The sequence below is a fragment of the Staphylococcus ureilyticus genome, from assembly GCF_025558845.1.
Classification (GTDB): Bacteria; Bacillota; Bacilli; order Staphylococcales; family Staphylococcaceae; genus Staphylococcus; species Staphylococcus ureilyticus.
Genome location: NZ_CP094825.1, coordinates 1,049,169 through 1,062,609, shown reverse-complemented (window position 1 = coordinate 1,062,609; position 13,441 = coordinate 1,049,169). Strand labels below are relative to the sequence as shown.

Annotated in this window: 15 protein-coding genes; 5 read left to right on the top strand and 10 right to left on the bottom strand. The window is 32.8% G+C overall.

Features of this window, described 5'->3' with window-relative positions; all coding sequences use genetic code 11:
- Positions 1–17: 17 nt before the first annotated feature.
- A complete protein-coding gene (locus MUA21_RS05130; RefSeq protein ID WP_046208564.1) occupies positions 18–266 on the bottom strand; it encodes a DUF896 domain-containing protein in 249 nt (82 codons plus the stop codon).
- A 123-nt stretch (positions 267–389) separates the two neighbouring features.
- Positions 390–623, bottom strand: coding sequence for a DNA damage-induced cell division inhibitor SosA (gene sosA / locus MUA21_RS05125; RefSeq protein WP_107525846.1), 234 nt, complete (start codon positions 621–623; stop codon positions 390–392).
- Positions 624–765: 142 nt separating this feature from the next.
- Here sosA and lexA point away from each other — a divergent pair, with 142 nt between their 5' ends.
- Positions 766–1,389: a transcriptional repressor LexA gene (gene lexA, locus MUA21_RS05120; RefSeq protein ID WP_046208566.1), complete on the top strand. Its 624-nt coding sequence runs from the start codon at positions 766–768 to the stop codon at positions 1,387–1,389.
- Positions 1,390–1,577: 188 nt separating this feature from the next.
- Here the strand turns inward: lexA and MUA21_RS05115 are convergent, their stop codons facing one another.
- The 3 genes from MUA21_RS05115 to rpsN form a co-directional block, all read right to left on the bottom strand.
- A complete protein-coding gene (locus MUA21_RS05115) occupies positions 1,578–2,594 on the bottom strand; it encodes a CAP domain-containing protein (protein WP_262562240.1) in 1,017 nt (338 codons plus the stop codon).
- A 20-nt stretch (positions 2,595–2,614) separates the two neighbouring features.
- Entirely contained in the window at positions 2,615–3,592 is a 978-nt protein-coding gene (gene guaC / locus MUA21_RS05110) for a GMP reductase (RefSeq protein ID WP_046208568.1), read from the bottom strand.
- 191 nt (positions 3,593–3,783) lie between these two features.
- A complete protein-coding gene (gene rpsN, locus MUA21_RS05105; RefSeq protein ID WP_262562009.1) occupies positions 3,784–4,053 on the bottom strand; it encodes a 30S ribosomal protein S14 in 270 nt (89 codons plus the stop codon).
- Between the two features lie 223 nt (positions 4,054–4,276).
- On the opposite strand from rpsN, the gene rpmG reads away from it, so the two are divergent.
- Positions 4,277–4,426 carry a 50S ribosomal protein L33 gene (rpmG, locus tag MUA21_RS05100; protein ID WP_017724369.1) on the top strand — a complete coding sequence of 50 codons (150 nt, stop codon included), beginning with the start codon at positions 4,277–4,279 and terminating at the stop codon, positions 4,424–4,426.
- Positions 4,427–4,777: 351 nt separating this feature from the next.
- On the top strand, positions 4,778–5,026 hold the full coding sequence (locus tag MUA21_RS05095) for a hypothetical protein (RefSeq protein ID WP_046208570.1): 249 nt from the start codon (positions 4,778–4,780) through the stop codon (positions 5,024–5,026).
- 329 nt (positions 5,027–5,355) lie between these two features.
- Here MUA21_RS05095 and MUA21_RS05090 read toward each other — a convergent pair whose 3' ends face one another.
- Positions 5,356–6,843, bottom strand: a complete 1,488-nt coding sequence (locus MUA21_RS05090) for a catalase (RefSeq protein WP_046208571.1) — start codon at positions 6,841–6,843, stop codon at positions 5,356–5,358.
- Between the two features lie 223 nt (positions 6,844–7,066).
- Between MUA21_RS05090 and MUA21_RS05085 the strand changes: the two genes are divergently transcribed.
- Both MUA21_RS05085 and MUA21_RS05080 read left to right on the top strand, forming a co-directional pair.
- The gene (locus MUA21_RS05085) at positions 7,067–8,512 is read left to right on the top strand and encodes an amino acid permease (RefSeq protein WP_073342217.1); all 1,446 of its coding nucleotides are present in this window, start codon (positions 7,067–7,069) and stop codon (positions 8,510–8,512) included.
- 203 nt (positions 8,513–8,715) lie between these two features.
- Positions 8,716–9,030 (top strand): hypothetical protein, encoded by a 315-nt coding sequence (locus tag MUA21_RS05080; protein WP_046208573.1) that lies wholly within the window; start codon positions 8,716–8,718, stop codon positions 9,028–9,030.
- A 274-nt stretch (positions 9,031–9,304) separates the two neighbouring features.
- On the opposite strand, the gene MUA21_RS05075 is transcribed toward MUA21_RS05080, so the two are convergent.
- Genes MUA21_RS05075 through MUA21_RS05060 form a run of 4 tightly spaced genes read right to left on the bottom strand, consistent with a single transcriptional unit; the run spans position 9,305 to position 13,425 of the window.
- Positions 9,305–10,108 (bottom strand): Cof-type HAD-IIB family hydrolase, encoded by an 804-nt coding sequence (locus tag MUA21_RS05075; protein WP_073342219.1) that lies wholly within the window; start codon positions 10,106–10,108, stop codon positions 9,305–9,307.
- A gap of 53 nt (positions 10,109–10,161) precedes the next feature.
- Positions 10,162–11,073 carry a homoserine kinase gene (gene thrB, locus MUA21_RS05070; protein WP_107525849.1) on the bottom strand — a complete coding sequence of 304 codons (912 nt, stop codon included), beginning with the start codon at positions 11,071–11,073 and terminating at the stop codon, positions 10,162–10,164.
- Position 11,074: 1 nt separating this feature from the next.
- A complete protein-coding gene (thrC, locus tag MUA21_RS05065; protein ID WP_262562003.1) occupies positions 11,075–12,136 on the bottom strand; it encodes a threonine synthase in 1,062 nt (353 codons plus the stop codon).
- Positions 12,137–12,141: 5 nt separating this feature from the next.
- On the bottom strand, positions 12,142–13,425 hold the full coding sequence (locus MUA21_RS05060) for a homoserine dehydrogenase (protein WP_107525851.1): 1,284 nt from the start codon (positions 13,423–13,425) through the stop codon (positions 12,142–12,144).
- Between the last annotated feature and the right edge of the window lie 16 nt (positions 13,426–13,441).

Genomic DNA, 13,441 nt, shown 5'->3' with positions numbered 1-13,441 from the left:
TTTAACAAAAAATTGATTTAGTTATTATCTTTTTTATCTTTAGAATCTAATATTTTTTTCACCTTTTCAGGTGTTACATCATTGCCCTCGGGATCAATGACTCTTGTACTTTCAATTTGTTTTTTAAAGCTTTTTCGGAAAGAATCTAAATATGCCTTCCTTAATTTCGATTGCTCTTTTGATTCAGATTCAGTTAACCCTTGTTCCTTTTTCTTTTTTGCTAACTCATTTATACGCTTAATATCTACGGCATCATTTTTCGCCATAATAAACCTCCGTAATTCATAATATAGAAAATATAACAAAAAAATAAGCGAAACTAAATAGTTACGCTTATTTTATCAATTTCCTAAGCAAATTCACTTTCACAATAAAAGTAGCTTAATATGTTATTTGGCTTTAGCTAAAAATTGATTAAGTGTTCGTTCGCTTTTTTCATCTGAGTTCATTTGATACTGTTCGTCTTTTGTAGAAACATTTGTCATTTGATGATCTGTCATTTCGTACGTCTGTTCTGATTCGGTATTATAATAAGCAGTCAATATGAATACAGTACATAAAACCATTGTAGCTAACAATACTGCAATATAAGGTTTGATTTGATATATATATAGTTTAAGCATATAAGTCACTCCTAAGAACGTTTGTTTGTATCTATACTTTATCAGAACATCTGTTCTCTGTCAATATGAAAACGAACAAACGTTTGTAAACGTTAATAATACATGCTATAATAAAAATAAATTAATGTAGGGAGTGCCTATTATGAGAGAATTAACTAAGCGACAAAATGAAATTTTTGAATATATTAAGCAGACTGTTCATTCAAAGGGTTATCCGCCAAGTGTTCGAGAGATTGGTGAAGCTGTTGGTTTAGCATCAAGTTCAACTGTGCACGGACATCTTTCTAGATTAGAAGAAAAGGGTTATATAAAAAGAGATCCAACTAAACCACGTGCAATCGAAATCGTTACCGAACAATTAGGTGAAACTGTAAACATGGAATCCACAATCCACGTGCCAGTCATCGGTAAAGTAACAGCAGGTATACCTATCACTGCTGTCGAAAATGTTGAAGAGTATTTTCCGTTACCTGAGCACTTTACATCTACACATAACAGTGATATTTTCATCTTAAATGTTGTTGGTGATAGCATGATTGAAGCTGGAATATTGGATGGAGATAAAGTTATCGTAAGAAGCCAAACGATTGCTGAAAATGGTGATATTATTGTAGCCATGACAGAAGAGAATGAAGCTACAGTCAAACGTTTTTACAAAGAAAAAACACGTTACCGTTTACAGCCGGAAAACAGTACAATGTCGCCAATCTATTTAGATCAAGTTGCTGTGTTGGGTAAAGTTGTCGGCCTATTTAGAGAAATTTAATTTTATAGATAAAGACACTCTCAATAAATAAGAGGCTACGCTCTAAGCGTAGCCTCTTATTTATTGTCATTTTTTTCTAAAACATCTTTTACTTTTTCTAGTATATCTTCTGTTTGATCTTTTTTATTTGTTGTCATAATACCTCATCCTCACAGAATACAGATACCCTTTTCAACAATGTATAAACACTATCCCGTATAATTTTCAGTCCAATAAGGTTGTTTGTGTTCATTAAAATCAACTCCGACACCTAACGTACTAAATTCATCTTTAAGGATATTTTTTCTATGACCTAAAGAGTTCATCAATCCTTGATGAGCATATATACTACTTGGTTGACCATAAGCTAAATTCTCGCCAGCTGCATTAAAATCATGGCCATCTTGTTCTAATCTATCAAATGGTGAATCACCAGATTGATTATTATGGTCAAAATAATTATTCTCAGCCATATCAGTGCTGTGTTTACGTGCTGTATCAGAGATAGCTGTCGAATAATCTAACGTATTTAACCCATGTTGTACTCTTTCAGCATTGACCAAATCAAGGTTTTGCAGTTCAAAACCTTTTGCTAAATTACGCGATGGTGTTTCATATTGATTTTGAAGTCTATTCTCCATTTTTTCACTTACTAATAGTAGCGCAGTAAGATTATTGTCATTATGTTTGTCATAAAAAGCAGTTGTGTAAATGTTGTCTTTTTTAAAATTGTCAAATTCATTATCGCGAACGTCTATACTTAAATGACCTTTGCGTTTTGCAGTTATCGGATCACCTAATCGTTCTCTAACTATATCTTTAGGAGTATTGTATTTGATTTTAGATTTTGAAGAAATAACATTTTGATTACTGTATAGTCCGTTCACTTTACCTTTAATATAACTTACCATAATAAAACGCTTATAATTCTCCGAATAGTAAGTATACCATTGCGTACCATATTCATTTGAAGTAACACGTTTTGCCTTACCTAGTTTTGTTTCAACTTCATCCTTTGACATATTCATTTGAATGTTATTCAAAGCAAATTCTTGCTCATCAGGTACTTTTAAAGCATTTTCAGTTTGTGACTGTTCAGAAGAAGACCAACTATCTACTTTTGCTTTAAATTGTTGCTGTAAATTTTCTAAAGGTGTAAATGCTTTGATTGGAGTAATTAAAACAATACAAAGAAATACAATTACATATAATAAAAATCGTTTAATTTTTTACACCCACTAGTTTATTAGTCTCTATCTCCATTAAAGATTGAGTTTCTTACTATAACATAATCCACTTTAGTTAATGAATTTAAATCATTGCCACCTGCATATGAAATAGAACTTTGTAAATCTTGTTGCATTTCAATTAATGTGTCTTTCAATAAACCTTTATGCTCAACAAACATTTTTTTGCCTTCAACATTTTTGTGTTCACCTTTTTGGAATTCTGACGCACTACCAAAATATTCTTTATACATTTTTCCATCTAATTCAACGGTTTCACCAGGTGATTCTTCATGTGCAGCAAACAGTGATCCTACCATAACCATTGATGCACCAAAACGAATTGATTTAGCAATATCACCGTGAGTTCTGATTCCTCCGTCAGCTATTATTGGTTTTCGTGCAGCTTTACTACAATGGTTCAACGCGGCTAATTGCCAACCACCTGTGCCAAAACCTGTTTTAATTTTTGTAATACAAACACGACCTGGTCCAATACCAACCTTAGTTGCGTCTGCACCAGCATTTTCCAGTTCACGTACGCCTTCCGGAGTACCAACGTTACCAGCGATAACAAATGCTTCAGGTATGTGCTTTTTAATATGTTTAATCATATTAATGACAGCATCTGAATGACCATGAGCGATATCAATTGTTATATATTCAGGAATCACATTATCATGTGCTAATTTTTCAACAAAATCAAATTCACGCTCTTTGATACCAACTGAGATTGAAGCAAATAATCCTTTATCATGCATTTTCTTAACAAATGGTATACGCGCTTCTTCATCAAATCTATGCATAATATAGAAATAATCATTTTCAGCGAACCATTCTGCTAACGTCTCATTCATTACTGTTTGCATGTTTGCAGGTACCACTGGCAATTTAAATGATTTTGGTCCAAATTTCACAGTAGTATCACATTCTGAACGACTATTTACAATACATTTATTTGGAATAAGCTGTATATCTTCGTAATCAAATATCTTCATAATTAAATAAACCCCTAACATTTATTAATAAAATAGTATTTAAAGGTAAGATTTTCAAATGAAATTCATAACTATAACTGAAAATACTTATACATACGATAGTTATTTCCGAACAATGACATTTAATTTATCTTTACCAATAGTTAATATACATTCTTTTACCTTAAATGTAAATGAACTAAAGTCTGAAATTACCAACTTGATTTTTTTACGCCTGGTATTTGACCTTTATGCGCATTTTCTCTAAATGCAATACGTGACATTTCAAACTTTCTGAGCACCCCTCTTGGACGGCCAGTTACTTTGCATCTGCGTGTCAGTCTTGTCGGTGAAGCATCTCTAGGTAATTTGCGTAATGCTTCATAATCTCCTTGCTCTTTCAATGCTTTTCTCAATTCGTAATATTGTGCTACTAAGCGTTCTCTCTTTTGTTCCTTAGCAATTTTGGATTTTTTAGCCATAATATTCTCTCCTTTTAAATCGTAATAATTACGTTTTGTATAATAACACATTCTATTCATTTATCAAACTAAAATAATTAAATGATTAAAATCCAAATAATAATTATCAATTTAAAATATAATTAACTATACACTTTTCAAAATTAAATCTTATTGAAATTAATAATAGAATATGGTAACATTTTAAAACGTAATGATTCCTGTTAAGAAAGAGGTGTTAACTTTGCGCGTAAATATAACATTAGCTTGTACTGAATGTGGTGATCGTAATTATATTAGCACTAAAAACAAGCGTAATAATCCAGAACGAATTGAACTTAAAAAGTTCTGTCCACGATTAAATAAATACACATTACATCGTGAAACAAAATAATTCTGTGCTTTCATTATCTTTTTAATACGACACTTCAAGCTAATTGTCTGGGATAAAACATCTCGGACGTAGCGTAAAAGTCAATTCTATTTCATTACAATAGAATTGACGTTTTTTATTATATAGTCATTTTATTAGTTTCAACATTCATTGAAAAAATGGTGATTTAAAAACTTTAAATACATAAAATTACTATCGCTTATTACAAATTATAATTTATTCACCAATTTTAATAGTTATTTAACAATAAAGTGTTTAATTAACACTTTTAAATAAGTTAAGCGTCTATTAATCATGGTCCCCAAGCCTTATAATGAAATCGTATATTAAAAAAATATGGAGGCGTTTTATATGGAAAATCGTCATATTACTGATAATCAAAAAAAGCACATAATCAATTCAATAACGGAGAAAACAAAAGATAAAAGCGTATGTAACTGTGAACATCCAAATATTGAAATATTAGATGGACATTATTTTCTACCATTGTTAACAGCTTCTTTAGGAAATGATCCAACACCTATGATAACTTTATTGTGTAATAATTGTGGGAAAATGCATTTTTATTCACAAAACTTCTTAGGTATAAAAACACGGTAAAGATTTTTAATAACTGTGTTATAAAATTAGGTATCATTCAGTCGAACATTATGTTGTTAGCGTTAATTAAACAATTCTTTAATAGCTTACAATTCTCCAACTTTGTAAGCTATTTTTATAAATGGAACAACTTAAAAACTAAACCATACTTAATACTTCAGCACGAAATATAAAAACGGATGATTTTTTACTTTATACTGTAAAAAATCATCCGTTTAATATCATATACGCATTACAGATAACTCAAATATTTAGAATAAATGAGCTGTTTTCATATCATTCTATACGCGAATGAAACATGGTTATGCGTGTATAACAAAATACACTTATTAATCTGCAATTTCTAGGTCTACATCATTAATGTCAATGCCTAGTGCTTTCGCAACACCTTTACCATACTCGCTATCCGCTTTATAGCAGTGACGAATATGACGATGTTGTACCTCTAAAGTAGTACCTTGCATTTCATTGGCTGTATTTTCAAAAATACGTTCTTGTTGTTCTTTTGATTGTAATCTGAATAAACGACCTGGTTGTTCGAAGTAGTTATCATCGTCTTCTCTGAAATCATATTCATAAGCTTCTCCTTCAACTTTAAGCCCAGGTTTTTTAAATTCAGGTTGATCTTCAAATGAGCCATCACTATTTGGATAGTAGTGTGTACCGCCACCTTGATTATTATCAAGAATTCTCATTTGACCATCACGACTGAATGGGCAAATATTTTCAATGCCTACACCTTTAGGTTGATTAACTGGGATTTGCCAATGGTTCACACCTAATCTATAACGTTGCGCATCACCGTATGAGAATAATCTACCTTGTAACATTCTGTCTGGAGAGAAATCTATACCAGGTACAATATTTGTTGGTGCAAAAGCAGCCTGTTCAACATCTTGGAAATAGTTATCTGGATTACGGTTAAGTTCCCATTCCCCAACTTCAATAAGTGGGTAATCGCCTTTATACCAAACTTTAGTTAAATCAAATGGATTATCTTTATGATTTCTAGCTTGTTCTTCTGTCATTACTTGTATATATAATTTCCATTTTGGATAATCTTTATTCTCAATTGCTTCAAATAAATCACGTTGTGATGATTCTCTATCATGAGCAATGATATTAGCAGCTTCATCAGGTTGTAAGTTTTCAATACCTTGTTGTGTTCTGTGATGGAATTTTACCCATACACGTTCACCTTTGTCGTTATACATTGAGTACGTGTGTGAACCAAAGCCGTGCATATGTCTAAAGCCTTTAGGAATACCACGGTCTGACATTAAGATTGTGACTTGGTGCAATGCTTCAGGCAATGATGTCCAGAAATCCCAGTTGTTTTGTGCGCTTCTCATATTTGTTCTTGGGTCACGTTTTACAGCGTGGTTTAGACTTGCAAATAATTTTGGATCTCTAAAGAAGAATACTGGTGTGTTGTTTCCTACTAAATCCCAGTTTCCTTCATCTGTATAAAATTTCAACGCAAATCCACGGATATCACGTTCAGCATCAGCCGCACCTCTTTCACCTGCTACAGTTGAAAAACGTGCAAACATTTCCGTCTGTTTACCAACTTCAGAAAAAATGCTTGCTGATGTATATTGTGTAATATCATTTGTAACTGTAAATGTACCAAATGCACCTGAACCTTTTGCATGCATACGTCTTTCAGGTATAACTTCTCTATCAAAATGAGCCATTTGCTCTAAAAAGTACCAATCTTGCATTAATAATGGACCTCTAGGGCCTGCTGTCATACTATTTTCTCTATCTGAAACTGGTGCGCCAAATAAGCTCGTCAATTTTTTCTTGTTACTCATAATATTTCCCCCGCTTTTTCTTATTAATAATAATTATTACCTAGTACTTATTTTAATCTATAATATTTGTAAAAGCAACTCACAATACATGTATAAAATAACAATTTTCAAAATATTTGAACATTTTATGGCTTTAAAGTCATAAAAAGCATTGCTCTTAAATCATAAAACCATTAAAATGAAGAATATATTTAAAATTCAATAGACTATAGGAGACTGTATTATGGCACAAAACAATATGAATCGTGGTCTAAATTCAAGACACATTTCTATGATAGCAATTGGCGGTGCAATTGGCACAGGCTTGTTTGTAGCTACTGGAAGTGTAATATCACAAGCTGGACCAGGTGGTGCAATATTAGCTTACTTGATTATTGGTGTAATGTTATATTTCTTAATGTCTTCAATTGGTGAACTTGCTACCTTTTACCCTGTATCTGGTTCTTTTAGTTCTTATTCAACCCGTTTTGTTGATAGTTCCCTAGGCTTCACCATGGGGTGGCTATATTGGGCAATTTGGCTATTAGTTACAAGTGTTGATATTATTATTTCTTCAAGTGTAATTTATTATTGGGATTTCTTCCAATTTTTCAGCCCAGTTACTTGGAGTATTATCTTCCTTGCTATACTTTTCTTACTTAATATTTTCTCTGTAAAAGCTTTTGGTGAAACAGAGTTTTGGTTATCTCTTATCAAAGTTGCAACAATAATTATTTTCATCGTTATTGGTGTATTAACGATTATTGGTATCTTAGGTGGAAAGACATATGGTTTAGGTAACTACGTAACAGGAGAAGCTCCTTTTGTAGGAGGTATCTCTGGCTTCCTGGGTGTTTTACTTGTCGCTGGATTCTCTGTCGGCGGTACTGAAGTCGTAGCTGTAACAGCTGGAGAATCTTCAAATCCAAGTCAATCCATGCCAAAAGCAATTAAACAAGTATTTTGGAGAATATTATTGTTCTATGTTTTATCAATCGCCGTTATTTCAGCAATCATTCCTTACACAGATCCATTGTTATTAAACAAAAGTGAATCTGTCTCACAGAGTCCTTTTACAATCGTTTTTGATCGTGTAGGTATTGCATTTGCTGCATCTGTTATTAATGCTGTTATTTTAACTTCATTATTATCTGCTGCAAATTCAGGTATTTATACTACAAGTAGAATGTTGTTCTCAATGGCTGAAGATAAACAAGCACCTAGATTTTTGAGTAAATTAAATAAAACTACTAAGTTACCTTTGGTATCATTGTTCGTAACTTTTATGATCGTTTTAATAATAATTATAATCGCTCAGTTTAAATCAGATATCGTCTTTTCATTATTAAATATTATTGGTTCTTTAGTCATCGTTGTTTGGGCTTCTAGTATCGTAGCACAAATCCGACTGCGGTCTGCGATAAAAAAACAAAACAAGAACCCTGATGAAGTACTACCTTATAAAGCTCCCTTTTATCCTTTAGGGCCAATCATAGTTATCATTGCGTTATTATTCTTATTCATAGGTAATTCAATTGGTGCAATTTTAGCAGGCGACATAAGTGTCTTAATTAGAAACCTATCGCCAATGATCATTTTAGCCATCATATATTTTGTCCATAAATTATTGCGACAAACTAAAATTGTTAAACTCGAAGACATTGATTTAAAAGAACATGATTATAATTAATGAACTGCACTGCAAAAGTATTTTAAGATACTTTTTGCAGTGCTTTTTTAATATTAAAAACTCTACAGTTATTTATTACCTACCTATTCTAAAATAAACCTTTATCATGAGATTTTATAATAATTAAAAACATATCATATTTTCAGATAGTCAAAATTAGGGTATAATGAAGTTAATAATTTAATGACTTAGAGGTGGAAATTATGATTGGACAAACAAACCTATTTGACGATATTTTAGAAACTGATGAACGTTTCGTTATTGTTGTACAATCACTTGAAGAAAGACATGATCAACTAATCAAACGCACATTAAGAGAGTACCCAAGTTTAGATCACTCACAAATGGAAAGTCTTTTTAGCCATCTTAAAGAACTATTTTCAGAAGAAGCATTTGAAGACAATCAATCAGCGTTTTCAATTACGGTTTATACCAATTTAAATTATGCAGCAGATAATGTCTATGCGCATGTTAAAAGACATCGAGGTAAAAATGAATGGACACATACTGCAAAATAAGTACTTACTTAAGATGAGTCTGAGATATAAAATTCTTGGACAAATGTGACGTATTTTAGCGAAACGCTTGAGGGAACAGGACAAGCTGAAGACTACAGGTTAAAGCTATCATTCAAAAGGCGAGTCAATAATAGGAAGTATTAAATAAATGAAGCACTCAGATGATATAATTCAATTCATCTGAGTGCTATTTTTAGATTTGTGCCCCACTTTCATCTATATTCAGAATGAGGTTTTTGAATAAGACTATCAATCAATGACACAATACAACATTTTAATTGAGTAAAGATTTTAGAGTATGTGGAATACCATCATTATCATTTGTTAAAGTAACTTCATCAGCAACAGCTTTGACATCATCATTTGCATTACCCATAGCAACAGCTTTACCAACTACTTTTAACATCGATATATCATTCGAACTATCACCAAAACCAATAACTTGAGATAAGTTTATATCTAATTTTTGACACAACTCGGTAATCGCATTTCCTTTTGATACGCCCTGAGCCATAAATTCTAAGAAAAACGGTTTACTTGTAGTAACATCGATATTTTCATTAAAATGACCCTCTAAATTATTTCTAATACTTGTAATATTTGGAACATAATCAATGCCCATAACTTTAGGTACATCTTGTTGAATATATGCTTTTAAATCATCTACCTGTTTCATTGGCAAGCCTGTGAGTTCTGATTCAATGTTCATATATTCATGCTCACCCTCATAGACGATATAACCATCTTGATAAGTTAAAACAAACAAGCTATGTGCTCTACAAAAATCAACAATACTATCAAAATCAGATTTTGATACAGTACGACTCACTTCCACTTTTTCATCAGAAACGTTAACCGTTTTTCCACCATTATAACTTATGACATAACTTTTATATTGGTCTAATTTCAAATGTTTTGCTGTAGGCATCATACCATCTGTTGGTCGACCTGATGCAAGTACAACTTTATAACCTTGCGCTTGGATATTCATTAAATACTTGGCTGTTTCAGCGCTAACTTCGTTATCCGAGGTCATTAATGTATCATCCATATCCATCACTATTAATTTATATCCCATCTTATAATCTCCTTTCAACATCTACAAGACTATATTATAACAAATAAATCAAACTAATATACTACTTCAGATTCAACACCCGTGATATTGACTGTAACGAGTTCTGATCGACAATTCGTAAATTCACGTTTCAATTCTCTTACTAATTCGCCGCTTCGTTCAGGTGCAATCAAGGTTAATACAGTTGGGCCTGCACCACTAATAACAGTAGCATAAGATTTATATTGTTTTGCAATCTGTTTAATCGTTTGGAATTCTGGGATTAGGTGTTGGCGATATGGTTCATGAAAACCGTCTTGTTCCATCATTTTGCCTGCCAATTCATAGTTCTGTTGTATTAAAGCACTAATCATCGTATTACTGATTGCACTATTTCTAACAGCGTTTTTATGCGAGAATGTTTCCGGCAAGACCTTCCTTGAAAGCGTTGTACTCAATTCATTTGATGGTATTGTGATGATAATATCAGCTTTTGGCGGGTCAATATATGACACATCTGTCACTTTTGTTTCAGGATCATAATATCCTAAGACAAGCCCACCATAAATCGTAGGCGCCACATTATCAGGATGTCCTTCAAATTCAGTTGCCAACTGCAATAATTCATATTTAGAAAGCTCTATATCACCAAAATAATTCGCTATGTATAATCCACCTACGAGTGCAGAAGCAGAGGAACCTAAGCCTCTTGCTAACGGGATTTCACTTCTCATTTCAATAGATAGGGACGGTAAAGTCACATCATATTTATTGGCTACTTGCTGTGCAATTTGATAAATATAGTGTGTTTCATCTGTTGGTAATGATTCTACATTAGGGCCTATATGTTTAAATGACCATCTATTGCTATTATTGATACGCACATCAAGATACAAAAACTTATTTAATGCCATTCCAATAGAATCAAACCCGACACCTAAATTAGCAGTAGATGCCGGTATTTTTAACTGTAAGTGTACACTCATGCTAAAGTGCTCCTTTAATATATTCTAAAATGCTTTCTCTATCATTTGGTAGTGGCTTAATTGGGTTATCTAATAATGAAATAGCTGTATCTGGATCTTTTAAGCCATTACCAGTCAATACTGACACTACGCGTTTCCCCTTAGGTAACTTACCAGCACGATGCAACTTAATCAAACCAGCAATGGAGGCATTACTTGCAGGTTCACTAAATATACCTTCTTTTTGAGCCATCAATTGGTATGCTTCTAAAATTTCTTCGTCTGATACACTATCAATGAGGCCTTGTGATTCTTTTAGAGCATGATTAGCTTTATCCCAACTTGCTGGGTTACCAATTCTAATTGCAGTAGCTACCGTATCTGGATTCTTCACTACTTTATTTTGAACGATTGGTGATGCACCTTCAGCTTGGAACCCGTATAAATGAGGAAGTTGTGTGTCATTTACGTCATGATACTCTTTAAATCCTTTCCAATATGCTGAAATATTACCAGCATTTCCGACCGGAATCGATAATATATCTGGTGCTTGGCCATTCAGCTGTTGAATAACTTCAAAAGCGCTTGTTTTTTGGCCTTCAATACGATAAGGATTAACAGAGTTCACAAGCGCGATTTCACCACTTTTAGCCACTTCTTGTACAATTTCAAGCGCTTCATCAAAATTCCCTTCTATAGAAACAATTTCTGCACCGTACATAACTGCTTGTGACAATTTACCTAAAGCTATTTTCCCTTCTGGAATAACGACAATCGCTTTTAAGCCTGCTCTCGCAGCATACGCTGCTGCAGAGGCTGACGTATTACCAGTTGAAGCACAAATCACAATTTTCTTGCCTTCTTCTTTAGCTTTTGCCATTGCCATTACCATGCCTCTATCTTTGAATGAACCTGTGGGATTTGCACCTTCATACTTAACATGTAATTCAATACCAAGCATTTCAGACATATTCTCACAATATATCAAAGGCGTATGACCTTCATTTAAACTTACTTTAGGTGTATCAGCTGTCACTGGTAAATATGCTTTAAATTCTTCTACAAGTCCTTGCCAATTTTTCATAAACATTAAACTCCTTCAACTGGATATATTTTCTGTACTACATAGCCTGATTCTTGAATCGTTGCTATCGGTGATTCATCAATACCTATAATAACCACACCTGCAGTATGTGCATCACGTTCAGCCACTTCTAATGATTTATGAACAGGTAATTCGCCTTTTAATAAGGTTTCAACTTGTTTTACATCTTCCCCATCTGTTTGGACTACGACATAATAACTTTCCTTACCTTTAATAACAATCGTATCTTCTTCTTCATTCATCATTTCTTTGGTTTCTTCAGTTTTTAATTCAAAATGCGGGGGTAACGTATGTAAATTAGTATCAAAATTAAATGTTACATTTAATAAATCACTGACAACAGCACTTCCTGTTGCTAAACTACCCGCACCTTTACCATAAAACATTGTTTCTCCAACAGCGTCACCAATAACATAAATCGCATTAAACTCATCTTCAACAGAGGCTAACTGATGGCTTTTATCAATCAAAGTTGGTGCAACAGATGCATTGACCTGAGCATTTTCATATGTACCTTTACCTATCAATTTTATCTTATAGCCAAGTTTATCAGCTACTTTAATATCTGGTAGCGTAACATCGCTAATGCCATATCTATCAACTTCATCTAAATTAATTACTTGGTTAAACGATAAATACGAGGTAATGACGACTTTTCGTGCTGCATCAACACCTTCAACATCATCAGTTGGATCCGCTTCTGCAAACCCTAGACGTTGTGCTTCTGCTAAAGCTTCTTCAAATGATGTCTCTTCTTGAGTCATCTTACTTAAAATAAAGTTAGATGTACCATTTAAAATCCCCATAAACTTACTTATATTATTAGCATTTAAACCATTGTTTATCGCATTTACAATAGGAATACCGCCTGCAACACTAGCTTCATATTTTAAAGCAACGTCATTTTCTTGCGCTAAATGTTCTAACTCTCGTAAGTTTTCAGCTAACAAATCTTTATTTGCTGTAATCACATGTTTTTGCTCACTCAATGCGCGTTTTAACCATTCTACTGTAGGTTCAACGCCTCCGAGCACTTCGACGATGATATCTATTGAGTCATCATTAAATATATCTTCTATATCTTCTGTTAAGTTATATTTTGATGTGTTAATAGGCCTTTTTCTAGACTTGTCACGTACTAATATATGTCTAATATTAATATCTTTATTCATCGTTTCTCTAATTTGTTCTCTATTTTCTTCTATTATTTTTACTACACCAGAACCTACTGTTCCTAAACCAAGTAGTGCTACATTTAATTCTTTCATGTCTTCATTCCTCCGT

Excerpts from the sequence above, each read along its gene's own strand:
- MUA21_RS05095 (WP_046208570.1), top strand. The coding sequence starts at position 4,778 with ATGGAAAATCGTCATATTACTGATAATCAAAAAAAGCACATAATCAAT.
- sosA (WP_107525846.1), bottom strand. The coding sequence starts at position 623 with ATGCTTAAACTATATATATATCAAATCAAACCTTATATTGCAGTATTG.
- MUA21_RS05085 (WP_073342217.1), top strand. The coding sequence starts at position 7,067 with ATGGCACAAAACAATATGAATCGTGGTCTAAATTCAAGACACATTTCT.
- MUA21_RS05080 (WP_046208573.1), top strand. The coding sequence starts at position 8,716 with ATGATTGGACAAACAAACCTATTTGACGATATTTTAGAAACTGATGAA.
- MUA21_RS05075 (WP_073342219.1), bottom strand. The coding sequence starts at position 10,108 with ATGGGATATAAATTAATAGTGATGGATATGGATGATACATTAATGACC.
- MUA21_RS05130 (WP_046208564.1), bottom strand. The coding sequence starts at position 266 with ATGGCGAAAAATGATGCCGTAGATATTAAGCGTATAAATGAGTTAGCA.
- guaC (WP_046208568.1), bottom strand. The coding sequence starts at position 3,592 with ATGAAGATATTTGATTACGAAGATATACAGCTTATTCCAAATAAATGT.
- MUA21_RS05090 (WP_046208571.1), bottom strand. The coding sequence starts at position 6,843 with ATGAGTAACAAGAAAAAATTGACGAGCTTATTTGGCGCACCAGTTTCA.
- lexA (WP_046208566.1), top strand. The coding sequence starts at position 766 with ATGAGAGAATTAACTAAGCGACAAAATGAAATTTTTGAATATATTAAG.
- thrC (WP_262562003.1), bottom strand. The coding sequence starts at position 12,136 with ATGAAAAATTGGCAAGGACTTGTAGAAGAATTTAAAGCATATTTACCA.
- rpsN (WP_262562009.1), bottom strand. The coding sequence starts at position 4,053 with ATGGCTAAAAAATCCAAAATTGCTAAGGAACAAAAGAGAGAACGCTTA.
- MUA21_RS05060 (WP_107525851.1), bottom strand. The coding sequence starts at position 13,425 with ATGAAAGAATTAAATGTAGCACTACTTGGTTTAGGAACAGTAGGTTCT.
- thrB (WP_107525849.1), bottom strand. The coding sequence starts at position 11,073 with ATGAGTGTACACTTACAGTTAAAAATACCGGCATCTACTGCTAATTTA.